This is a genomic window from Burkholderia sp. AU33423 (assembly GCF_002223135.1).
Classification (GTDB): Bacteria; Pseudomonadota; Gammaproteobacteria; order Burkholderiales; family Burkholderiaceae; genus Burkholderia; species Burkholderia lata_D.
The window spans coordinates 601,717-623,501 of sequence record NZ_NKFH01000007.1; the positions used below are offsets into that span (position 1 = coordinate 601,717).

At 68.5% G+C, this 21,785-nt stretch carries 22 protein-coding genes; 10 read left to right on the forward strand and 12 right to left on the reverse strand.

Translation table 11 applies throughout. From position 1 onward, the window contains the following. Window positions 1-99 precede the first annotated feature (99 nt). Window positions 100-693, forward strand: coding sequence for a TetR/AcrR family transcriptional regulator (locus tag CFB50_RS21230; RefSeq protein WP_089447132.1), 594 nt, complete (start codon window positions 100-102; stop codon window positions 691-693). A gap of 36 nt (window positions 694-729) precedes the next feature. Here CFB50_RS21230 and CFB50_RS21235 read toward each other — a convergent pair whose 3' ends face one another. Further along, window positions 730-1,197 carry a MarR family winged helix-turn-helix transcriptional regulator gene (locus CFB50_RS21235; protein WP_046549281.1) on the reverse strand — a complete coding sequence of 156 codons (468 nt, stop codon included), beginning with the start codon at window positions 1,195-1,197 and terminating at the stop codon, window positions 730-732. A gap of 81 nt (window positions 1,198-1,278) precedes the next feature. On the opposite strand from CFB50_RS21235, the gene CFB50_RS21240 reads away from it, so the two are divergent. Beyond that, window positions 1,279-1,647 (forward strand): hypothetical protein, encoded by a 369-nt coding sequence (locus CFB50_RS21240; protein WP_011356150.1) that lies wholly within the window; start codon window positions 1,279-1,281, stop codon window positions 1,645-1,647. An 88-nt stretch (window positions 1,648-1,735) separates the two neighbouring features. Next, the gene (locus CFB50_RS21245) at window positions 1,736-2,353 is read left to right on the forward strand and encodes a glutathione S-transferase family protein (protein WP_089447133.1); all 618 of its coding nucleotides are present in this window, start codon (window positions 1,736-1,738) and stop codon (window positions 2,351-2,353) included. 128 nt (window positions 2,354-2,481) lie between these two features. On the opposite strand, the gene CFB50_RS21250 is transcribed toward CFB50_RS21245, so the two are convergent. The 5 genes from CFB50_RS21250 to CFB50_RS21270 all read right to left on the reverse strand — a co-directional run bounded on the left by CFB50_RS21250 (window position 2,482) and on the right by CFB50_RS21270 (window position 7,555). Then, window positions 2,482-3,204: an HAD family hydrolase gene (locus tag CFB50_RS21250; RefSeq protein ID WP_089447134.1), complete on the reverse strand. Its 723-nt coding sequence runs from the start codon at window positions 3,202-3,204 to the stop codon at window positions 2,482-2,484. A 22-nt stretch (window positions 3,205-3,226) separates the two neighbouring features. Continuing rightward, window positions 3,227-4,198, reverse strand: coding sequence for an ornithine cyclodeaminase family protein (locus CFB50_RS21255; protein ID WP_069250830.1), 972 nt, complete (start codon window positions 4,196-4,198; stop codon window positions 3,227-3,229). A gap of 109 nt (window positions 4,199-4,307) precedes the next feature. After that, a complete protein-coding gene (locus CFB50_RS21260; protein WP_089447135.1) occupies window positions 4,308-5,438 on the reverse strand; it encodes a DSD1 family PLP-dependent enzyme in 1,131 nt (376 codons plus the stop codon). 128 nt (window positions 5,439-5,566) lie between these two features. Continuing rightward, on the reverse strand, window positions 5,567-6,526 hold the full coding sequence (locus CFB50_RS21265) for a LysR family transcriptional regulator (RefSeq protein ID WP_089447136.1): 960 nt from the start codon (window positions 6,524-6,526) through the stop codon (window positions 5,567-5,569). A gap of 114 nt (window positions 6,527-6,640) precedes the next feature. Further along, the gene (locus CFB50_RS21270; protein WP_089447137.1) at window positions 6,641-7,555 is read right to left on the reverse strand and encodes an NAD(P)/FAD-dependent oxidoreductase; all 915 of its coding nucleotides are present in this window, start codon (window positions 7,553-7,555) and stop codon (window positions 6,641-6,643) included. A gap of 156 nt (window positions 7,556-7,711) precedes the next feature. Here CFB50_RS21270 and CFB50_RS21275 point away from each other — a divergent pair, with 156 nt between their 5' ends. From CFB50_RS21275 to CFB50_RS21300, 6 genes are all read left to right on the forward strand, one after another. Continuing rightward, entirely contained in the window at window positions 7,712-8,152 is a 441-nt protein-coding gene (locus CFB50_RS21275) for an Rrf2 family transcriptional regulator (RefSeq protein WP_041493382.1), read from the forward strand. Window positions 8,153-8,403: 251 nt separating this feature from the next. Next, window positions 8,404-8,991: a DUF2760 domain-containing protein gene (locus tag CFB50_RS21280; protein ID WP_069250834.1), complete on the forward strand. Its 588-nt coding sequence runs from the start codon at window positions 8,404-8,406 to the stop codon at window positions 8,989-8,991. After that, on the forward strand, window positions 8,988-10,829 hold the full coding sequence (locus CFB50_RS21285) for an Hsp70 family protein (RefSeq protein WP_089447138.1): 1,842 nt from the start codon (window positions 8,988-8,990) through the stop codon (window positions 10,827-10,829). Before CFB50_RS21280 ends, CFB50_RS21285 begins: the two co-directional genes overlap by 4 nt. A 5-nt stretch (window positions 10,830-10,834) precedes the next feature. Beyond that, window positions 10,835-13,579 carry an Hsp70 family protein gene (locus CFB50_RS21290; RefSeq protein WP_089447139.1) on the forward strand — a complete coding sequence of 915 codons (2,745 nt, stop codon included), beginning with the start codon at window positions 10,835-10,837 and terminating at the stop codon, window positions 13,577-13,579. 329 nt (window positions 13,580-13,908) lie between these two features. Further along, window positions 13,909-14,214, forward strand: a complete 306-nt coding sequence (locus tag CFB50_RS21295; protein WP_089447140.1) for a type II toxin-antitoxin system TacA family antitoxin — start codon at window positions 13,909-13,911, stop codon at window positions 14,212-14,214. Further along, a complete protein-coding gene (locus tag CFB50_RS21300) occupies window positions 14,211-14,717 on the forward strand; it encodes a GNAT family N-acetyltransferase (protein WP_089447141.1) in 507 nt (168 codons plus the stop codon). Before CFB50_RS21295 ends, CFB50_RS21300 begins: the two co-directional genes overlap by 4 nt. A 250-nt stretch (window positions 14,718-14,967) precedes the next feature. Here CFB50_RS21300 and ctlX read toward each other — a convergent pair whose 3' ends face one another. After that, a complete protein-coding gene (gene ctlX / locus CFB50_RS21305) occupies window positions 14,968-15,978 on the reverse strand; it encodes a citrulline utilization hydrolase CtlX (RefSeq protein WP_089447142.1) in 1,011 nt (336 codons plus the stop codon). Window positions 15,979-16,037: 59 nt separating this feature from the next. Further along, window positions 16,038-17,117, reverse strand: a complete 1,080-nt coding sequence (locus tag CFB50_RS21310) for an ornithine cyclodeaminase (protein WP_089447143.1) — start codon at window positions 17,115-17,117, stop codon at window positions 16,038-16,040. A gap of 292 nt (window positions 17,118-17,409) precedes the next feature. On the opposite strand from CFB50_RS21310, the gene CFB50_RS21315 reads away from it, so the two are divergent. Continuing rightward, entirely contained in the window at window positions 17,410-17,841 is a 432-nt protein-coding gene (locus CFB50_RS21315) for an Lrp/AsnC family transcriptional regulator (RefSeq protein WP_006479718.1), read from the forward strand. Window positions 17,842-17,886: 45 nt separating this feature from the next. Here CFB50_RS21315 and CFB50_RS21320 read toward each other — a convergent pair whose 3' ends face one another. Genes CFB50_RS21320 through CFB50_RS21335 form a run of 4 tightly spaced genes read right to left on the reverse strand, consistent with a single transcriptional unit; the run spans window position 17,887 to window position 21,487 of the window. After that, window positions 17,887-18,480: a peroxidase-related enzyme gene (locus tag CFB50_RS21320; protein WP_089447144.1), complete on the reverse strand. Its 594-nt coding sequence runs from the start codon at window positions 18,478-18,480 to the stop codon at window positions 17,887-17,889. Further along, entirely contained in the window at window positions 18,477-19,007 is a 531-nt protein-coding gene (locus CFB50_RS21325; RefSeq protein ID WP_089447145.1) for a CMD domain-containing protein, read from the reverse strand. Before CFB50_RS21325 ends, CFB50_RS21320 begins: the two co-directional genes overlap by 4 nt. Window positions 19,008-19,052: 45 nt before the next feature. Beyond that, window positions 19,053-20,477 carry an NAD(P)-binding domain-containing protein gene (locus CFB50_RS21330; RefSeq protein ID WP_089447146.1) on the reverse strand — a complete coding sequence of 475 codons (1,425 nt, stop codon included), beginning with the start codon at window positions 20,475-20,477 and terminating at the stop codon, window positions 19,053-19,055. Continuing rightward, window positions 20,474-21,487 carry a LysR family transcriptional regulator gene (locus CFB50_RS21335; protein WP_089447147.1) on the reverse strand — a complete coding sequence of 338 codons (1,014 nt, stop codon included), beginning with the start codon at window positions 21,485-21,487 and terminating at the stop codon, window positions 20,474-20,476. The genes CFB50_RS21330 and CFB50_RS21335 overlap by 4 nt, the downstream gene beginning before the upstream one ends. Between the last annotated feature and the right edge of the window lie 298 nt (window positions 21,488-21,785).

Genomic DNA, 21,785 nt, shown 5'->3' on the forward strand with positions numbered 1-21,785 from the left:
ACGGTCTGTTTTATAGTACAGACCTGTAGCGTCGTCAAGCACGCGGTGCTATGATCCGATCACTGTTGCGGTAGGGGCGGCCAGCACGGCCGGGTCGGGATGAAAAAGGAAACAGGCACACCAGGGAACGCGCCCGATACGCGCGAACGCATTCTGCAAACGGCCAGCGAGCTGTTCTATCGGGAGGGTACGCGCGCGGTCGGCGTGGACCTGATCGTCGCGCAGGCGGGCGTGGCGAAGACGAGCCTCTATCGTTACTTCACGACGAAGGACGACCTGATCGAAGCGTTCCTGCTGCGTGAGGACGCCGATTTCTGGGCGCATTGGGATGCGGTGGCCGCGCAGTACCGGCGCACGCCGCGCGAGGAACTGGATGCGCAGCTGCAATGGATCGGCGAGCGCATTGCGCGCCCCGGCTATCGCGGCTGCCCGCAGATCAACATCGCCGCCGAATACGCGGACGGCAACCATCCGGCCCGCAAGGTGGCCGTCGCGCACAAGCAGGAATTGCGGCGCCGGCTGACCGAGCTGGCGGATGCGATGGGTGTCGACGACCCGGAAACCTTCGCACTGCGGCTCGCGACCGTGATCGACGGCGCGCTGAGCAGCGGGCAGGCGCTGCATGCGCATGGGCCCGTGGCCTTCCTGCAGGAATTCGCGCAACTGCTGCTGCCGAAGAAGGGCCGGAAGTAAGCCGCCTGGCCGCAGCGATCCGCGCGCCGGTTCGGTTCAATCGCGCGCGGCCGGATCGACCGACAGCGCGCGCAACTGGCCGCGCAACTGATCGACTTCCCCCGGCGCGAACGGCCGTTCGATCTCGGCATGCGTCTGCTGCCACAGCGGAAACGCTTCGGCCAGCAGGTCGTGGCCGGCCTGCGTCAGTTCGAGCAGGCGGCTGCGCCGGTCGTCCGGATCCTGGATGATCGTGACCAGGCCGCGCCGCTCGAGCGGCTTGAGCGCGGCCGTGAGCGTGGTGCGGTCCATCGCGAGCAGCGACGCGACCGATTTCATCGGCGCCGGCTGGGGCCGGTTCAGCGACATCAGCAGCGAAAACTGGCCGTTGGTGAGATCCAGCGGGCGCAGCACATCGTCGAAGATCCGCGCAAGATTACGCGCCGCGCGCTGCATGTGCAGGCACAGGCAGCAATCGCGCACCATCAGCGTCGTTTCGAAAGGGAGCTTTTCTTTTCGTGCCATGTTGCAATTGTGTTGATATCAACCTATCGTGTCAAGGTCGAGACGCGGCAGCCCGTCGCGTCCGTCACCGGAGGGGACAGCATGAGTGCGCAACAGCAGTTGTATCTCGCGGTATTTCTCGGGACCAAGGACAGCCCGGCGATGAAGGCGTGGATGGCGCTGCCGGACGAGGAGCGGCGCACGCGCGAGCGCGACGGCATCGCTGCATGGCATGCGTGGGTCGACCGGCATCGCGACGCGATCGTCGAGATGGGCGGGCCGCTCGGCAAGACGAAGACCATCGATGCCGCCGGCGTCAAGGACACGGCGAACGCGATGAGCGGCTTCACCGTCGTGCGGGCGGCCTCGCACGAAGCCGCGGCCGCGCTGTTCGAAGGCCATCCGCATTTCACGCTGTTTCCGGGCGTGGCGATCGACGTGATGCCGGTGCTGGCGATTCCCGGCGCGTGAACGACGCGCGAGGCCACGCGTCGTGTATCGGCGATGCGCCGTGGCCGGCAGATGGAAGTTTTCCCGACATTCTGGATGGAGACTGGCGATGAAGCTTTACGGATTTGCCGGCACCCGCTCGCAACGCGCGCTGTGGGGGCTGAAAGAGCTGGATGCCGATTTCGAGTTCATCTCGGTAAACCTGCTCCAGGGCGAACACAAGCGGCCCGAATTCCTGCGCCTCAATCCGGCCGGCAAGGTGCCCGTGCTGGTGGACGGCGACCTCGTGATTCCCGAATCGGCCGCGATCGTGCTGTATCTCGCGGACAAGTACCCGGAGAAGGCGCTGCTGCCGGTCGATCCGGCGCTGCGGGCCGAGGCTTACCGGTGGGTCATGTTCGCGGTGACGGAGCTCGAGCAGCCGCTGTGGCGGATCACGCGGCACTCGTTCATCTATCCGCCGGAGAAGCGCTCGCCGGCCGACATCGAACTGGCGCGTGAGGATTTCAGGACGATGGCCGCGATCCTCGACATGCATCTCGAAGGGCGCGAGTTCATCGTCGGCGACACGCTGACGGTGGCCGATTGCGTGACGGCTTACCTGATCGACTGGGCCGGCGAGTGCAACCTGATCGAATCGTTTCCGCAATTGCGTGCGTATCTCGAACGGTTGTATGCGCGGCCGAAGGCGCCGCAGCGGATCGCGGACGCGCGCAAGGCGGCGTGAACGGGCGGCGGCCGGTCATGCGTTGCATCGGCATGGCCGACCGCTACGTGTGTGCAGTCGGCGAGCGGCAGTCTCGCCGCGTTTCAGGATGGTGAAGCGTGCGTCGCGAACGCGGCGCACGCAGGTGCTCACGCCATGTCGTCAGGCCCGCCGAGCATGCGACACAGCATCGACAGGTCGCTGAGCGTGAGATGCGGCGTCGCGGCCTGCTGCTGCACATGCTCCGCTTCCGGATGCGTATCGCGCACCACCCACGCCGCCTGAAGCCCCGCGTTCAATGCGCCGACGATATCGAGGTGATAATCGTCGCCGACATGCAGCAGTTCCGCCGGCTGCACATCGAGCGCTTCCGCCGCGGCATGAAATATCCCGGGCTCAGGTTTCGCGACCCCGAACGCCTGCGCACTGAGCGTCGCACGAAAGAATTCGCCGCCGCCGGTCAGCCGCAGATCCGCGTTGCCGTTGGTCACCGCGATCAACGGAAACCGCGCACTCAACCACGCGAGCGCCGGCAACGCATCGTCATAGAATTCGACCCGGTTGCGCGCGGCATAGAAGGCCGCGTACGCACGGTCGGTGAGCGCGACATCTTCGTTCGCGCGCTCCAGCGCAAGCCGGATCGAGCCGATTCTCATCGCACGGAAGTCGCCGGCGAGGTCGGGGCACAATCGTTCGTATTCCTCACGCAAGTCGCTGAGCGCCTGCTGGGTGGGCAGCACCCGCTCGGTACCGGGCGCGTGCTCGATCAGCCACGTGCGAAGCTCCCCTTCGGCCCGTACGACGGATGGCCCGAACGGCCACAGGGTGTCGTCCAGGTCGAACGAGAGCGCGGAAACTTGGGTGAGACGCATGGAGGTTGACGGGGAGTTTCGTTTACCAGGGCCACGGAATGGAGATTCCGGTGCCGTTTTCGAGGGCCTGCCGATACAGGAAGCGTGCGACGGTCAGGTCCTGAAGCGCGAGCCCGGTCATGTCGAAGACGGTGATCTCGTGCGGCGCGCGGTCGACCGTCGCGGTTCCGGCGAGGATGTCACCGATTTCCGTGCGTGGCAAATCCGGTGCCCACTGGCACTCGCCGATGCTGCGCGCCTGATCGTGATCGTCCACGAAAATCCGCGCGCGTTCCAGCACGCCTGCCGGCAGCTCGCGCTTGCCGGCGGTGTCGGCGCCGACGCAGGTCAGGTGGGTGCCCGGCTGGACCGCGTCCGCATCGAACAGCGGGCCGCCGCCAGGCGTTGCCGTGATGACCACGTCGCTATCGGCCACCGCGTCGTTCCGGTCACGCGCCACGCCGATCGTGCATCGTTCCCGGAAGGCCGATTCGAACACCGGGTCGGGCTCGCCGCTGACGTTCACGTACTGCACGGTGCACCGTTGCGGCAGCAGCCCGAGTGCGTAATCGAGCTGGACGCGCGCCTGCACGCCCGTGCCGAACACGCAGATTCGCGCGCTGTCGCGACGCGCGAGCAGTTGCAGCCCGAGGCCGCCGGCGGCGCCGGTTCGCGCGGTGGTGATCGCATTGCCGTCCATGATGCACAGCGGTCGGCCCGTGGCCGGGTCGAACAGCGCGACGGTGGCCTGATGCGGTTCGCCGCCGAGCCCGCGGTTGCCGGGCCAGAATCCGGCCGCCTTGAAACCGAGCAGATCCTGATTCGCGACATCGCCCGACTTGATGCCGAACACGCCGCCGGTGTGCAACTTCTCGCGCACCACCGGGAACACGCGTCCGGCCCTTTGACTATGCAGCACGAAGGCTTCGCGAACGGCCGCCGTCACTTGCGCGGCCTGGAGGGCGGGCGCGACGGTATCGCGGTCGAGAAGCAGGAGTCGGTCGTCGGTCGGCATGTTCTGGCAAGCGCTTTCGGCGCCAGGTTAATCGGGGTTGTTTAAATTTTGTCCAAATCTGGACAAATAGTCAATTCGTCGAAGAGGCGACGCGGATGCGCGGTCAGGTTCACCACCCGTAGAAGCGCGGCCACGTCTGCGCGCCGCCGTCTTCGCCGATCGCCTGATATTCGGGATGTTGCGCACCGGTGGCGCACGCGTGATTCGGCAGGATGCGCAGGCGGGTGCCGATCGGAAACCGTTGCGCGATGCCGGCGTCGGGCGAGCCCGAGCACGACACGATCCCGTGCTCCTGGTTGGCGGCGCTCATGACATAGTCGCCGAGCACGTCGCCGTGTTCGGTGCAGACCTGCCCGTACCCGAAGTCGTGCGCCTGGCGCTGCGTGCCGCGGTCGCGGCTCATCGCCATCCAGCCTGCGTCGACGATCGCCCAGCCTTTTTCTTCCTGGTGCCCGATGACGGTGGTCAGCACCGACAGCGCGATGTCGGACAGATCGCACACGCCGATGTTGTGCATCACGAGATCGAACATCACATACACGCCGGCGCGCACTTCGGTGACGCCTTCGAGGTGTTCCGCTGCGAGCGCGGTGGGTGTCGACCCGATGCTCACGACCGGGCAGGGCAGCCCGGCGGCCCGGAGGCGGTCCGCCGCCCGCACGGTGCGGCTGCGCTCCTGCTCGGCGATCGCCGCCAGCGCGTCGGGCGTGCTGTACTCGTAGCTGGAGCCTGCGTGCGCGAGCACCCCGCCGAGCATCATCCCGCCGTCGACGAGCGCGCGGCCCACGTCGATCAGCAGGTCGGCGTCGGGCGGAATCCCCGAGCGGTGGCCGTCGACGTCGACCTCGATCCACACGTCGAAGCGCTCGCCGTGCGCGCGCCCGAATTCGGCGATCGCGTGCGCGGCCGGCAGGCTGTCGGCGACCAGCTTCAGGTCGCAGCCCTGCCGGCGCAGCGCGAGCGCCTGGCCGAGTTTCGCGGGCACGATGCCGACGGCGTAGACGATGTCCCGGATACCGTGCGCGAAAAACTGTTCGGCTTCCTTGAGCGTCGACACGGTGATGCCTTGCGCGCCGGCCGCGATCTGGGCATCGACGACGTGCGTGCATTTGGTGGTCTTGACGTGTGGCCGGAACCTGACGCCGAGCGCATCCAGATGCGCCTGCATGCGGCCGATGTTGTGTTGCATGCGGCCGACGTCGATCAGGGCGGCCGGGGTGTTGAGGGTTTGAAGGTCCACGATGCGTTGCCTCGGAGGGTTGCCGATGCGAACACTGTAGGGGTGTCGCCGGGCCCCGTGTTTAACGCATGGCTAATCCAGCATTAAACGCTGCTTAATCGACTGGATCGTGCGGGTCGTGCCTCGGCTCACGCCTTGCCGCGCCACGGCGGCGGGCTCAGGAACCGCGTCGCGGCTTCGAGAAACACCCGTTGGCGCGCGGAGCGGCCGGTGCGCGACGGCAGCAGCGCTGTCACAGGGGCGGGCGGCAGGTGCCAGTCGGGCAGCAACCGGACGAGCTTGCCGTTCGCCAGCAGCGGCGCGACGTCCCACTCGGAGCGCTCGACGATCCCAAGCCCGGCCAGCGCCCATTCCGTGATGACGGTGCCGTCGTTCGACGACAGCGCGCCGCTGACGCGGATCACGGCGGACCGGCGCGGTTCGCCCTTGACGTCGCCGCCTTGCCAGAAGCGCCAGCGCGGGATGTCCTCGTCGTTCTCGCGCAGGCACAGGCAGTCGTAGCGGGCCAGGTCGGAGGGATGGTTGAGTTCCTTGATGCGGCGTGCATAGGCGGGGCTCGCGCACAGGAAGCGTTCATTGGGCGCGAGCGGATACCCGATCCACGACGACGACTTGAGGCTGCCGACATGAACGACCGCGTCGGCGCCCGATGCGCTGGTCAACGGGCTCTCCGACAGGTGGAGCGCGATGTCGAGCTTCGGATGCGCGCGCTGCACGTCGCGCACGATCCGCGCGACGTACTTTCGGCCGAAGCCGAGCGGGGCGACGACGCGCAGCGTGCCGCGCACATCGCCGTGGTCGCCTGAGATGCTGACCGGCAGCGCCTCCACACGCTCGAGGATGTCGACGGCTTCCTGGTACAGCCGTTGCCCTTCGTCGGTCAGCGCGATCCCTTTCGGTTGCCGCACGGCGAGCCGTGCGTTCAATCGCGCTTCCATCCGCTGCAGGCGGATCGTGACCGCGGGCGGCGTGAGATCGAGCAATCGCGCGGCAGAAGCCAGCGAGCGCGACGTGCCGATCGCGCGTACGAGTCGAAGGTCGTCGAGGTCGAGCATTTCATGTCTCTTAATGCCGGATGTGTCGAGCATTAAACCGCACATCGCGACGCGAATCCATCGATGCGGCTGTGGATCGCGTCGGTCGCGCATCGAATCGGATTGTTTGGGCGCTTCGAATGACACGGCCCGCGATGCCACGCACCGTTACCGGCCGAGCCCGAAAATCAGCGACCGGTGCGCGGCGACCCCGGCCATCACACCCGACGCCGACGCGAACGTCGCGTTGCTCATCGGCGTCGACGCGTCGCCGGCTGCGAATACGCCGTCGACGCTCGTCTGCTTCAAGGCATCGACACGCACGACCGGGCCGAGCGGCCCGTCGTCGAATGCACAGCCGAGCTGCTGCGCGAGATCGCTCGCCATCGCCGTGTGCGCGCCGACGAACAGCGCATCGATCGGCACGACTTGCCCGTCGGCGAGCCGCAACGCATCGATCCGCGGCGCATCGCCGAGGATTTCCACGACCGGCGACCGCTCAATGCGCACGCCGCGCGCATCGAGCAACGCGGCTTCCTCTTCATTCGCTTCGACCACGCCCTGCGTGAACCACGTCGTCGGGCCCCAGTCCGGAATCAGGATCGCCTGATGCACCGACAGCGGATGCGTGGCGAGCACGCCGAGCCGCTGGTCGCTCACCTCGTACCCATGGCAGTACGGACAATGCAGCACGCTGACGCCCCAGCGTTCCGCAAGCCCCGGCAGCGCGGGCAACGCGTCACGGATGCCGGTCGCGAGGATCAGCCGGTCGGCGCTCGCGCGGCTGCCGTCGGCCAGCGTCACGTGGAAGCGGCCTTCCGCATCGCGCTCGGCCGTGCGCACGTCGCCTGCGATCCGCTGCACGGTGGGGTACGCGGCGAGCTGCGTGGCGGCTTCGTCGACGATCTGCGCGGGCGGCTTGCCGTCCTGCCCGAAAAAGCCGTGCGCGTGCGCGGCAAAGCGGTTGCGCGGCCGGCCGGCGTCGATCACGAGCACGCGGCGGCGCGCCCGCGCAAGCTGCATCGCGGCCGACAGCCCCGCAAAGCTGCCGCCGATCACGATCACTTCATGATGGTCATGCATGCACCCACTCCTTTCCTGAACCTGCGTGAATGACGGACGTGCTCCGAGGGTGGCCAACTCAACTCAATGCAACTCACGAAACACGAGAAGTTGCATGATAGGGCGATGGTATCATTCACGCAACTTCAAAAGTTTCGAGAGAGGGGAGCACCGCTCGTGAGAACCGATAGCCGCTTGTCGCGCATGCTGCATGCGCTGATCCACATGGATCAGGTCGACGGCCCGATGACGTCCGAAGCGATCGCGACGATGCTGTGCACGAACCCGGTCGTCGTGCGGCGCCTGCTCGGCGGCTTGCGCGACCGCGGCTACGTGCAGTCGGAGAAGGGGCATGGCGGCGGCTGGGTGCTGAGCGTCGCGCTCGACGACATCACGCTGCTCGACGTCTATCGTGCGGTGGGCGAGCCGCCGCTGTTCTCCGATCTCGTGACCGACGACGAGGCCGAATGCCTGGTCGAGCAGGCCGTCAATGCGCACCTGTCGGCCACGTTGAAGGAGGCCGAGACGACGCTGCTCGCCCGCTTCGGCGAAGTCACGCTCGGCATGCTGTCGCGCGATTTCGAGGCGAAGCACGCGAAGCGGCGCAAGCCGCGCTGACGCGCCGCAGCATCGCGGCCGATCGCACCCGACGTGCCGTCGTGCGCGGCCGAAAACGCTGCACCGCGATGTTCTGTCCCCCAACTTCTGCCCCGTTCGCCCGCCACAGGGCAAAATACGGGTTTTCCGCACCCGAGAGGGCGCGACCGAATCACGCGCCGGGCGGCGGCAGTGCGCAATCCGCACGCCGCCGCCGGGCGCCCAGGCAAGAAACGCTCGCCATGTCGCGAGCCCACAGGAGTCCAGACCTCATGCCCGAATCCAACCTGTCCTTCTTCGGCCGGCTGTCGCTGGCCGTCGGCACGTTCTTCTCCGTGCTCGGCAACCGCGAGTTCGCGGCCGGCGTGCTGCGCGTGCGCGATGGCGCCCCGGCACCGGTCGCGCCGGCACCCGCCGCTGCCCCGGCCCCGGCGCCTGCCGCCGCACCCGTGAAGGCGCCGGCGCCCGAGCTGCGCGAAGCGAGCCCGCAGGCTGCGCTGCAACTGCTCGGCCTGCTGCAGCGCGATGCGCGCTTCATCGACTTCGTCGAGGAAGACATCGCCGGCTACGCGGACGCCGACATCGGCGCGGCCGCACGCCTCGTGCACGACGGCTGCCGTGCCGCGCTGCGCGAACACTTCACGATCGTGCCGGTGCGCGACGAAGCCGAAGGCAGCCGCGTGACGCTGCCGGCCGGCTTCGACGCGACGGCCGTGCGCGTGACCGGCAACGTGGTCGGCGCCGCGCCGTTCACGGGCACGGTCAGCCATCGCGGCTGGCGTGTCGCCGACGTGCGCCTGCCGAAGCTGACGGGCAGCCACGACGCCTCGGTCGTCGCACCGGCGGAGGTGGAACTGTGAGCGATCCGCGCTATTCGATCGGTATCGACCTTGGTACCACCCACTGCGCGCTGTCGTACGTCGACAGCGCCGCGAGCGACGGCGAAACCATCACGCAGCAGGTGCTGCCGATCGCGCAGCTCACCGCGCCCGGCGCGCTGGAGTCGCGCGACCTGCTGCCGTCGTTCCTTTACCTGCCGCATGAAAGCGAACTCACGCAGGGCGACCTGACGCTGCCGTGGACGGCCTCGCGCGGCTTCGCGGTCGGCGAAATGGCGCGCACGCGCGGCGCCGGCACGCCGATCCGCCTCGTGTCGAGCGCGAAGAGCTGGCTGTGCTACCCGGGCGTCGACCGCCGTGCGGCGATCCTGCCGAGCGATGCGCCGCCGGAAGTGTCGCGCGTGTCGCCGCTGGAAAGCTCGATCCGCTACCTGACGCACCTGCGCGAAGCGTGGGACCACGCGCATCCCGACGCGCCGTTCGCCGACCAGGACGTGACGGTCACGATCCCCGCGTCGTTCGACCCGGCCGCGCGCGAACTGACGGCCGAGGCCGCCCGCGCTGCCGGCTACTCGCGGATGACGCTGCTCGAAGAGCCGCAGGCCGCGCTGTACAGCTGGATCCAGAAGAGCCAGGGCGGCTGGCGCAAGCAGGTGCAGGTCGGCGACCTGATCCTGTGCGTCGACGTCGGCGGTGGCACGACCGACCTGTCGCTGATCGCGGTGGTCGAGCGTGACGGCAATCTCGAACTGCATCGCGTGGCCGTCGGCGAGCACATCCTGCTCGGCGGCGACAACATGGATCTCGCGCTCGCGCATATCGTGGCGCGCAAGCTCGCGCAGCAGGGCACGCAGGCCGATCCGTGGCAACTGCGCGCGCTCACGTACGCATGCCGTTCCGCGAAGGAAACGCTGCTGTCCGACCCGACGACCGACGCGGTGCCGCTCGTCGTGCCGAGCCGCGGCTCGAAGCTGATCGGCGGGTCGATCCGCACGGAGCTGACGCGCGCGGAACTCACGCAGACGATTCTCGAAGGCTTCTTCCCGCAAGTCGATGCGGCCGCGCGTCCGGTGAGCCGCGCCCGTGTCGGCCTGACGCAGCTCGGCCTGCCGTATGCGCAGGATGCCGGCATCACGCGCCATCTGGCGGCGTTCCTCGGCCGCCAGGTCGCGGCGCTCGACTCGCTCGAAGGCGTGCAGCGCACGCTGCCGCAGGGCGCGACGTTCCTGCATCCGACCGCCGTGCTGTTCAACGGCGGCGTGTTCAAGTCGACGCTGCTCACGCAGCGCGTGCTCGATACGCTCAACAGCTGGCTCGCCGCCGAAGGCGCGCCGCCCGCGCGCCTGCTCGAAGGCGCGGATCTCGATCTCGCGGTTGCGCGCGGCGCGGCGTACTACGGCTACGTGAAGCGCGGCCGTGGCGTGCGCATTCGCGGCGGCACGGCGCGTGCGTACTACGTCGCGATCGAATCGGCGATGCCGGCCGTGCCGGGGCTCGAACCGCCGGTGCAGGCGCTGTGCGTCGCGCCGTTCGGGATGGAGGAAGGCTCGGACGCGGCACTGCCGCCGCAGGAGTTCGGCCTCGTCGTCGGCGAACCGGTGCAGTTCCGCTTCTTCGGTTCGTCGGTGCGCCGCCAGGACCAGGTCGGCACGCTGCTCGACTACTGGTCGCCGGAAGAGCTGCAGGAGCTGGAAGAAATCCAGGCGACGCTGCCCGCCGAAGGGCGCACGGTCGGCGAGGTCGTGCCCGTGAAGCTGCATGCGCGCGTGACTGAAGCCGGCACGCTCGAACTCGAGGCGATCCCGAGCGGCACGGACGAGCGCTGGAAGGTCGAGTTCGACGTGCGCGGCGCCGCCTGAGCGCGATGAAGCGCTATACGGTCGGGATCGACCTCGGCACGAGCAATACGGTCGTCGCGTACGTCGAGGCCGGTTCCGACGCGATCCGCGTGTTCGACGTCGAGCAGCTGGTCGGCCCCGGCGCGGTGGCGGCACAGCCGCTGCTGCCGTCGGTGCGCTATCACCCGGCGGCGGGTGAGCTGCCGCCGGACACGCTGCGGCTGCCGTGGGCGGCCCACGCGAAAGCGAGCGCGGCCGGTGCGACGCCGGCCGTGATCGGCCGCTACGCGCGCACGCTCGGCGCGCAGGTGCCGGGCCGGCTCGTCACGAGCGCGAAGAGCTGGCTGTCGCACGCGTCGGTCGACCGGCTCGCGGCGATCCTGCCGTGGGGCGCGGCCGACGGCGTCGACAAGGTGTCGCCGGTCGACGCGAGCGCGAGCTATCTCGCGCATGTGCGTGACGCGTGGGACACCCGTTTTCCCGATGCGCCGCTCGCGAAGCAGGACGTGATCCTGACGGTGCCCGCGTCGTTCGACGACGGCGCGCGCGCACTGACGGTCGAGGCCGCGCGGCGGGCGAAGCTGCCCGCGCTGCGGCTGCTGGAAGAGCCGCAGGCCGCGTTCTACGACTGGTTGTACGGGCAGCGCGACACGCTGCGCGAGTCGTTTGCCGCCGCGCGCCGCGTGCTGATCTGCGACGTCGGCGGCGGCACGACCGACCTCACGCTGGTGGATGTCGCGCCGGGCGACGACGGTGAGCCGACGTTCACGCGCGTAGGTGTCGGCAACCACCTGATGCTCGGCGGCGACAACATGGACCTCGCGCTCGCGCGCCTGGTCGAGTCGCGGCTGACCGAGCCCGGCACGCGGCTGTCCGCCGCGAGCCTGTCGCAGCTTGTCGAGCGTTGCCGTGCCGCGAAGGAGCGGCTGCTCGGCGACGATGCACCCGAATCCGTCAACGTCACGCTGCTCGGCGCGGGCAGCAAGCTCGTCGGCGGCGCGCGCTCGGCCGAGCTGACGCGGCAGGAAGTCGAGCAGATCGTCGTCGACGGTTTCTTTCCGCAGGTCGAGGCCGGCGAACTGCCGCGCCGTGCGCGCGCCGCGATCGTCGAATTCGGGCTGCCGTATGCAAGCGACGCGGCCGTCACGCGGCACGTCGCCGCGTTCCTGAACCGTCATGCGGAAGGCCCGCTGCCCGATACGCTGCTGCTCAACGGCGGCGTGTTCCGCGCGGGCGCGCTCGCCGGCCGTCTCGCGCAGACGCTCGGCGCGTGGCGTGGCGCGCCGCTCGACGTGCTGCACAACGCGCATCCGGACGTCGCGGTCGCGCGCGGCGCGGTGGCCTACGGGCTCGCGCGCGCCGGGCATGCGCCGCGCATCGGCGGCGGCTCCGCGCGCAGCTATTTCCTCGTGCTCGACGATGGCGCCGAAGGCGCGGCCGCGCGCGGCGTGTGCCTGCTGCCGCGCGGCACGGAGGAGGGCCACGAGATCCGGCTCGACGATCGCACGTTCGCGCTGCAACTCGGGCAGCCGGTGCGTTTCCACCTCGTGTCGACGGTGGCCGACACCGCGTATCGGCCCGGCGATCTCGTCGATCTCGACGGCGGCGATTTCGTGCGGCTGCCGCCGATCGCGACAGTCGTCGACGCGAAAGCGGGCGGCGATGCGCGCGAAACACCGGTGAAGCTCACCGCGTCGCTGACCGAGGTCGGCACGCTCGAAATGCACTGCATCGCGACCGACGATGCGTCGCGCCGCTGGCGGCTCGAATTCCAGCTGCGCGGCGACGCGCCGGTTCACGGCGACGATGCCTCGCCTACCCGACATCCGCGTGTCGACCAGGCGATCGAGCTGATCGAGCGCTCGTTCGGCAGCAAGGTCGCGGGCGTCACGCCGAAGGACACGCGTCGGTTGCGCGCGCAACTTGAACAGGTGCTCGGCGCGCGCGAAGCGTGGGACGTCGCGCTCGCACGCGAACTGTTCGATGCATTGCTCGCGCGGGCGCGGCGGCGGCGCCGCTCGGCCGATCACGAGCGCGCGTGGCTGAACCTTGCCGGCTATTGCCTGCGCCCGGGCTTCGGCCATCCGCTCGACGCGTGGCGCATCGAGCAGCTGTGGCCGCTGTTCGACGACGGGATTCAATACGTGACCGACGCTCAGGTGTGGTCCGAGTGGTGGACGCTGTGGCGGCGCGTGGCCGGTGGCCTCGACGACGACGCGCAGACGCAGGTGCGCGACGCGATCGCATTCCTCGAACCGACCGACGACAAGCGGCGCAAGCTGCCGTTCGATCCAGGCAAGGTCGGGCCGGCCGACATGACGCGGCTGTCCGCGTCGCTCGAACGGTTGCCCGTCGAGCGCAAGGTCGAGCTGGCCGAGCGGTTGATCGCGCAATTGCAGAAACCGGCCGAGCGTGCGCTCTGTGCGTGGGCACTCGGGCGCATCGGTGCGCGCCGGCCGTTCTACGGCAGCGCGCACAGTGTCGTGCCGGCGGAAGTCGCCACCGGCTGGCTCGACGCGCTGTTTGCGCTCGACTGGAAACAGGTTGAACCTGCCGCGTTCGCGGCGGCGCAGATCGCGCGGATGACCGGAGACCGTTCGCGCGATCTGCCGGACGACACACGCGAGGCCGTGATCAAGCGCCTGTCGGCCGCGAATGCGTCGGCGGCGTGGATCGACATGGTGCGCGAGGCAATCGCATTCGACGAAGCCGACACGGTGCGCGTGTTCGGCGAAACGCTGCCGGCGGGGTTGAAGCTGCTGGTGAGGTGAGCGCGTACTGCCACACGTTTAGGCATCGTTCGGACAGGGTAGTGAAGATGCAAGCAACTTAGCTGGGCCGGTCCGGCCGCCTAGCCGCTTGCCAACTATGCGCCTGAACAGGGCGCGATACTCGCAGACGGATTCTGTTCCCGCCTTGTATGCCCCGGCCGGGTTTTTCTTTCGATGCTTTCAATGCCGCTAAAGGGTATTAGCGGCATTGTGTTTAACGTGTCCAAACACGTAGACCGCGTTCTGAACCTTGATAGTTGGTGGAGTTGTACTGACAATGTCAGTACAATATGGGTATCCAAGAACTCTTGTTGACCGGAGGCTCCTCCATGTCCGCTACCCATAGCCCCCCGACCAAGCGCGACACCCTGAACTTGCGCGTGCAGCCTGACGAACGCGACCTGATCGATCGCGCGGCCGCCGCACGCGGGCAGAACCGCACCGACTTCATCCTGTCCGCCGCTCGCGCGGCCGCTGAGGAAACCCTGCTCGATGCGACGCTGGTGCGCGCCAGTCCCGACGCGTATGCCGCGTTCGTCGCGCGGCTCGAGGCGTCACCGGCGCCGAATCCCCAGTTGCGGCGCACGATGCAGACGCCCGCGCCGTGGGACGGCTCGGCCGGCCCCGTCGCATGACGCTGCGCGCGCCCACCCCGATTACGCTGGAACATGCGCAGGCGGGCGCCCTGGACGCCTTCGATTCGGGTGAGCCGAGCCTGGACGATTGGCTCAAGCGGAGAGCCCTGCGTAACCATGTGAGCGGTGCGTCACGTACCTTCGTGGTGTGTGATGACCAGCGCGTCGTTGCCTACTACGCGCTAGCGTCTGGTGCGGTGGATGTCGCGGCCGCGCCCGGACGGTTTCGCCGCAACATGCCGGATCCCGTACCGGTCGTTGTGTTGGCCAGGCTCGCGGTAGACCGGGCCTGGCAGGGCCGCGGACTGGGCCGCGGGCTGCTGCGTGACGCCGGGCTACGGGTCATGCAGGCGGCCGACACCATCGGGATTCGCGGGCTGCTCGCACATGCACTGTCGGCCGACGTGCAGCGCTTCTATCTGCAGGTCGGATTCGAGCCGTCGCCGCTTGACCCTATGACAGTCATGATCACACTGACCGATTTGCGCGCGTCGTTGACGTGAGCGCGCATCGAACATGTCCCGACCGACCATGGCATTGCGTACCAGCTTGCTCCGGCTGATCGACATGACGCCTGCCGAGGACGGAGCCTGATAAGCCCACCTGCTCGACCAACTGACCGCGACGGCCGCACAGACGTGCGTGTCGGTACCGGTGGCAGCGCCGTTTGCTGCGCTCGGTGGCAGCCGTACCGAGACTGCTCCGCACTGGCGTATCAAACAACAAACGTTGCGGGCTTTTCGCCTCTCAATGTCAGGTCCGCGGTTCCCGCGCACGCTGCGGTTTGGCCAATTCGATTGCAGGCACGTCCAGTGCGTTCTGTATGGCCGCCCGCCGCGCAAGATGAATCCCCGCCAGCATGCAGCGCACCGAGCCGCCGGCCAGTTCGATCGTCGGCACGTCGAGCGGCAGCAGCCGTGCCGAACGCTCGATCGTCGCGCGCTGCACCGGCGTGAGGCAGTCGTACGCGCGCCGCGACAACGCGAGCACACGCCCTTCCTTGCCCGACAATTCCAGCGTATTGCCCGCAAAATTCGCGATCTGCGATGCATCGAGCGCGATCACCGTGCGGCCCGTTTCGGCGAGCCGCTGCGCGATTTCTTCACGACGGCGGCTGTCGGCGATGAGTTCGAGGCCGACCATCGCGAACTCGGTCGCGACGCTCATCATCACGTTCGTGTGATAGATCGGGCGTCCGTCGGCATCGGCCGTATCGAAGCAGATCGGCTCGAAATTGAAGTTCGTGCAGAAGCGTTCGAGCGCGACCGGATCGGCACGGCGCGAACGCGCGGTGTACGCGATCCGCGCGACGTGGTCGAGCACCATCGCGCCGGTGCCTTCGAGGAACACGTCGTCGTATTCGAGGCCCGAGTAGTCGATCACGTCCTGCACGCGGTACTCGGCCTTCAGCATCTCGATCACGTCCGCGCGCCGCTCACGGCGGCGGTTCGGGCTGTGCATCGGATACAGCGCGATATGACCGCCCGGATGCGTCGAGAACCAGTTGTTCGGGAACACGGAGTCGGGCGTGTCGCGCTCGCCGTGGTCGTCGAACACGTGCACGCGCACGCCTGCATCGGCGAGCGTCTGCGCGGCGGCGGTGACTTCGTCGCGCGCGGCGGCCGATACCGACGACGTGTCGTTCGCCCCGCGGCCGGCCGTGCGCTGGAACGCGTTGTCGGCCGCGGTCTGCGGGTTCGGCAGGAAGCGGTGCGGCCGGATCATCACGACGGCGGCCGGCGCCTGGATCGATACGAGATTCATGGAAGGCAGGAGCGAAAGGCAAGGGGCCGGGCGGCGCACGGGCCGCCCGGGGATGACGGTCAGCGCGCGAACGCGGCGACGGCTTCGGTCACGTACGCCGCGTGGCCCTGCGCGATCGCGGCCGGGTCGTCGATCAGCGCGAACAGGTTCTTCGGGTCGACGGCCGGCGGAATCAGCGCGATCTCGACGCCCGCGTTGTGCTGCTGCGCGAGCGCATACAGGTAGCGCAACGCCGAGTAATCCTCGAGCGCGAAGCCGACCGAGTCGAACACCGTGACTTCATCCGCGCGTTCGCGGCCAGTCGTCTCGCCCTGCAGCACGCGCCACAGCTCGGTGACGGGGAAGTCGGCCGGCATCTGCTGGATCTCGCCCTCGATGCGCGACTGCGGCTCGAATTCGACAAACACGCGGCCTGCATGCAGCACACCGGCTTCGAGTTCGGTCTTGCCCGGGCAATCGCCGCCCACGGCGTTCAGGTGCATGCCGGGCTCGATCATGTCGGCCGTGACGATCGTCGCGTACGCCTTGTCGGCGGTGACGGTCGTCACGATGTCGGCGCCGCGCACGGCGTCGGCGGTCGACGTGGCGCGCACGACGCGCAACGCGGGGTAGGCGGCGAGGTTCTGCACGAGCTTGTCGGTCGCGTGGGGATCGACGTCGAACACGCGGATTTCGTTGATGCCGAGCAGCGTGTGGAACGCGATCGCCTGGAATTCGCTTTGCGCGCCGTTGCCGATCAGCGCCATCGTGCGTGAATCGGGGCGGGCGAGCACCTGGGCGGCGAGCACCGACGTCGCGGCCGTGCGCAGCGCGGTGGTCAGCGTGAGTTCGGCGAGCAGCAGCGGGTAGCCGGTATCGACTTCGGCGAGCGCGCCGAACGCCATCACCGTGTGCATCCCGCGCGCGGCGTTGACGGGGTGGCCGTTCACGTACTTGAACGCGAACAGCGACGCGTTCGCGACGGGCATCAGTTCGATCACGCCGTCGCGCGAGTGGCACGCGACACGCGGCGACTTGTCGAAGTCGGCCCAGTGCAGGTAATCGGCGCGCAGCGTGTCGACGAGTTCGCGCAGGAACGTCGTGACGCCGGTTTGGGCGATCAGGCGGGCGGTGGCGGGAACGTCGAGGAAGCGGGTCATCGGTCTGTCTCCATATTCGTGGCCGGTACGGGTGTCCGGCGTTCTGATCGACCGGGCGGGGCTTCGGCGCACATCGGGCTTTCTGGAAAAGCAGCGGCGCGGCGGGTCAGCCGGTCGATAGAGTCATTATTTCCGCGAGTCGAGCCAACAAAAAGACGGCAAAAGTGGCAGATTTATCGATAGACTTGGCAAATTGCTGGCCAGATATGGCATTTTGACCAAGTTGCACGGGTCGGCATGCAAAGGCTCCGGCACACTGCGGCCGGTTCACGTTCAACAGGAAGCTCCGCTCATGATCACGCTCGACGATGTCGACCGGCAGCTCATCGCGCTGCTGCGCGACAACGCGCGACTGCCCGTCGTCGCGCTGGCGAAGGAATTGCGCGTCGCGCGCGCGACCGTGCAGAACCGGCTGACGCGGCTGGAGAAGAACGGCGTGATCGTTGGCTATACGGTGCGGCTCAAGCCGGCGGCCGAACGGCACCGGATCCGCGCGCTGATGTCGATCGCCGTGCAGGGCAATCGCGGCGCGGAAGTGGTGAAGGTGCTGCGCGGGCATCCGAACGTCGCGTCGATCCACAGCACCAACGGGCGCTGGGATCTCGTCGCCGAGCTGCATGCCGATTCGCTCGAGCACTTCGATCGCGTGCTCGGCGCGATCCGGCTGATCGACGGGATCGCGAATACCGAGACGAGTATTTTGCTGTCGACGCACAAGGCGTGACGCGGGCAGGCGGCGCCTGCGTCAGCGCTCAGGATTGCGCGGGCGTCAGGCGCTGGTCGCCGATTCTGGAAACACCGGCTCGCCCAACGTCAGCATCAACCGGTTCGCCCACGCGAAGATCGCGACTGCGTGCGACAGGTCGAGAATCTCCTCACGCGTCAACCCTTCGGCTTCCAGCGCGGCGATATCGCTCGCGTCGACCGTATCGGGCCGCTCCGTCAGCGCGATCGCATAGCGGATGATCGCGCGTTCGCGTGCCGTCGTGCCGGCCGTCGCCGGATCGTCGAACACCTGCTCGATCGCGTCGGTGCGCTTCGCGAGCTGGGTAAAGCGCTGCGCATGCACGGACGCGCAGTACACGCAGCCGTTCACGCGCGACACGGCCGTGCTCGCCAGTTCGCGTTCCGCGCGCGACACCCCGCCGGGGCCGTACATGATCGCGTTGAATACGCCCGAGCGTTGCCGCAGGATCTCGGGAAGATGGACGAGCAGCAGGTAATAGTCGGACGTCTTCGCTTGCGGGTGGCTCGCTTCGAGCACGGCCAGCTGGTCGGGCGTCGCGGTATCGAGCGAAACGGTGTCGAGCCACGCCCGCCAGCCGAGCGTGTCGGATGTGAAGCCGTGAGCGGTCGTCGTCATGCGGCCTCCGTTGCAGCACGTGCCTGAAGCGCCTGCGCGGCCACCGCGACGCGCAACTGATACGCGACGAACGCCACGAGCTGCGACAGCGCGACGATCGCGGGCGTCGTGAGTCCGGCCGACTTCAGCGCGTCGAGATCGGACGGGCGTGCATCGACGGGGGCGCGCGTCAGCAGGCGTGCATGCGTCAGGATCGCGCCGATGCGGCGGGGCAAGGTGTCGAATGCATCGGCGTCCGCGCGTGCGATATCGTCGAGCGTGCCGCCTGCATCGATCAGTCGTGCGCGATAAATGTCAGCCAATGCCCGCGCATTCGATTGGTGTGCGACATACCGCGCCGCGTGCAGTCGTTCGATCAACGAAAGATCGGGCAACGCGGGATCGAACAGCGCCGCTTCGCTCAGCCGCGTATGGAGCAGCACCTTGTCGCGTGCGCGACGCAGCGCGGCGACGGCGTCGCCATCGCGCAGGCCAGCCACCGCATCGATCGTGTCCGGCGCATCGGCCGGCGTGATGGATTCAGTCATCGTTTCGGGTTCCCTTCGTCGTCAATGTGATCGATGGACGTGCGCTCATGCGTTGGCGTCGCGCCATTCGTCGCCTTGCAGTTCGGCATTCGCGTACGCGACGAGTGCGTCGTAGTGGCGGTCGCGGTCCGCGTCGAACAGCCGGCTCGCAATCCCGCGCGCGAGCCGCTTGGCGCCCGCGCTGATGGCCGGGATATCGCCGGACAGCTTGCCGTGGCTCAGGCTCGCCGCATGGTTGAAGCAGTGAATTCGGGTGATGGCCGCACGCGCGCCGGGCTCGCGCTCCTGGAACGCGAACGCGGGGCCGAGATCGGGCGACTCGGCGAGCTCGTCGATCCACGTGCCCGGCTCCGGTCGGTAGCGATCCTTCCAGCGTCGCACCTGCGCGCCGAACGACGCGAATTCCGCGCGTGTCGTCCAGTCCGAATGAAAGCCGGTCGCGAAGATCAGGAAGTCGACCGTGTAGCGACCGCGCGGCGTCGTCACGTCGAGTCCGTCGGCGTGTTCGGCGAGCGTCTCGATCGGGCTGCCCGCATGAAAATGCGCATGTTCGTGACGCGACACGCGCAGCACGCTGTCGCGTGGCGGCGGCGTCTGCGACGTCAGCGCGTAGTGCATGAAGCGCCATTTCGTCGCATCGTCGAGATCGGCGTAGCCGTGCACGAGGCCCGGGCTGCCGATACCCGTCAGCTTGTTGATGCGCGGGATGTCCGTGCGGCGGAAGAACAGGTCGACGCGTGCGGCGCCGGCTTCGAGCGCGGTGCCCGCATTGTCGAACGCGGACGCGCCCGCGCCGACCACGCCGATGCGCTTGCCCGCGAGCGCCGCGAAGTCGATCGGCTCGGACGAATGGGCCCAGCGCGTGCGCGGCGCGCGTTGCGCGACGGGGGGGACGTACGGGCCGCCGAGCCCGTCGCGGCCGGTGGCGAGCACCACGTGCCGCGCGAGCAGCGTCTGCGCTTCGCCGTTGCCGCGCACATCGAGTGCGAGCAGGCCGTCGTCGCGCGGACGCAGCGCGACGAGCGTGGTGTCGTTGCGCACCTGCAGGTCGAGCACGCGCCGATACCAGCGCAGGTAGTCCATCCATTGCGTGCGCGGAATCTTGTAGAGCGCGTCCCACGCGTCGCGGCCGTATTGCGCTTCGAACCATGCGCGGAACGTCAGCGCAGGCAGCCCGAGCGCGGGGCCCGCGAGCTGTTTCGGCGAGCGCAGCGTGTCCATCCGCGCGAACGTGACCCACGGGCCTTCGTAGCCGGCCGGCGCGCGGTCGATCACGCACTGGTTGTCGATGCCGAGCAGGCGCAGTTCGGCGGAAGCCGCGAGCCCGGCCATGCCGCCGCCGACGATCGCGACGTCGAGCACGCGTGTGCCGTCTGCCTCTCGCGGCGGCACCCACGACGGCGCGGGCAGGTCGAGCCAGCGCAGGTCTTGCGCGAGCCGGGCTTCGAGTGCGTCGAGCGAGGTCGTCATGCGGCCTCCTTGCGCGAACGGCGGGGGCGGGTCGGGCGAGGCGCGGGCGGCGTGCGGCCGCTGCGCAGCCGATCGCCACGCAACAGCGCGTCGTGCGCGGCCGCTTCATGAAAGATCACGTCGTCGAGCAGCGCGTGCGTCGTGCGGCGCAGCGCGTCGAGCAGCGCATCGACGGCCGCCGTGCGCGTCTTGCCGGCCGGTGTCGCGACGCCGAACGCGAACGGGATGTCGACGTCGAGCGCTCGCGCGACGACGCCGTCCACCGGCAGCGCGATACCCGTCGCCGGATCGACGATGCCGATCCCGATGCCCGCGCGCGCGGCCATGACCGCATTCAGCGATGCATTGGTTTCGATGAACACGCGCGCGTCGACCCGCGCGGCCGCGAATGCCGCATCGATCCGCTGGCGCAGCCGGTGCCGGTTCGCGACCGTCACGATGCGGCGTTGCGCGAGATCGCGCAGCGCGATGCGTGGCTGCGCCGCGAGCGGGTCGCCGGCGGGCAGCACGGCGACGCACGGCGTCTGCGCGATCCAGTGCACGTCGAGCCCAGCATGCGCCATCGGCAGCGTGACGACGCCGACATCGGCCGTGCCGGCCAGCACCTCGTGGACGACATGTTCGGCCGATTCGCTGCGCAACTGGTAGTGCGGCGCGTGCGCGTGGTCAGGCAGCGCGGCGAGCGCGGCCGGTACGAGCGTGGCCGCGAGCGAAGGTGTCGCCGCGATGCGGACGGATTCGGCGGTTTCATCGCCGAGCGCCCGTGCGCGTGCCTCGATCGCACGCAGGCCGACCAGCGAGCGTTCGACTTCCTCGTAAAGCAGGAAGGCGCGCCGCGTCGGCGTGACGCGCGGGCCGTGCCGGTCGAACAGCGCGTAGCCGAGATCGGCTTCGAGTTCCTGGATCTGCCGCGTGACGGCCGGCTGCGAGCGGCCGAGCAGTTCGCCCGCGCCGGTTACGCTGCCGGCCGACATGACTGCGGAAAAGGCTTCGAGTTGATGCAGCTCCATGACGCGTTCCGATGATGCGATTTGCGCATTGTAGGAGCACGAGCATGCGTGATTCATATAATGATTCTTGCTATCGACAGCGCAAAAACTTCGAAGCGCCTGATCGTCGCGATGGCCGGTGGTGCGCGCGTGAGCATCGGTAGCGACCGGTGAGGTGAACGAAACGCCAATCGAATCAACGCGATGCGATGCATGCCGATGCATCGCGCGACACGGGGTGTGCGGATGGCCGTTCGCGAGCATCACGCGCTTCGCGCCGCGCACGATATCGATATGCGCAAAACTTCGTTGGATCGTC